We start from the raw sequence: 757 nt of genomic DNA, 5'->3' as shown, positions 1-757 counted from the left end.
CTCAATTGTTTTGCCATTTTATTTTATATTCCTTTACTTAATCTATTTTTAGTCTTATGAATGGTCAGTTACTGAAACTCCTGCGGTAACATCTTTATAACCCTCAGCGGAGAACTTTACGTTATAGGCACCTGGAGCAAGTTGTCCGTTTGTTGCTACTTTTCCATTTGCGTCATTAATCACTGATGTTACTTTTACAGTTCCACCATTAGAATCTTTCAAAGTGGCAGGCACTACGATTCTTCCGTCATTATGACCCTTTGTAGCAGTAGTCACATTAGGAATAACAGGAGCTACGAGTGTAATTCCACCAGCTAGAACTGTATCAGGTTGCATAATGAATAAACCACTTTCCATTTTCTTGACGAAATCTTTTGCTTGTTCTCCCCAAATTTCGTACTCAATAGCAGGGACTTTTTTACCGCCATTCAAATAAATATCTGACTCAGTCGCTTGTACTGCCAAAGTCCATTGGATAGGGTCTACACCGTCAACTGAATCTGTTTCTGATTCTTTTGTTGCTTCTGCTGTTGGTCTCAAATTTGGATAAACGACTACGCGATAACCGTCAACAAATTCCCCTGTAACTTTATCACGCTTACGCCCTTTAATAAGGTATTGAACACATTTCGTTTTCCAATTACCAGTAGGAGACCAACCCAAGCCATTTTCTGTTCTTTGTTGACCTAAAATGTCTTCTTTAAGCGATTGGTCTGTTTGAATGAATACCATTTCGCCTTGAAGTAAGGTAGCACCT

General features: G+C 38.8%; 1 protein-coding gene. It reads right to left on the bottom strand.

Translation table 11 applies throughout. From position 1 onward, the window contains the following. Positions 1-54: 54 nt before the first annotated feature. A partial coding sequence (locus tag FDW96_RS03115) for a phage tail tube protein (protein ID WP_137365208.1) occupies positions 55-757 on the bottom strand: 703 nt, incomplete at its 5' end.

The sequence above is a fragment of the Citrobacter sp. TBCS-15 genome, from assembly GCF_005280815.1.
GTDB classification, from domain to species: domain Bacteria; phylum Pseudomonadota; class Gammaproteobacteria; order Enterobacterales; family Enterobacteriaceae; genus Citrobacter; species Citrobacter werkmanii.
This window is presented reverse-complemented; position numbering and strand designations above follow the sequence as displayed.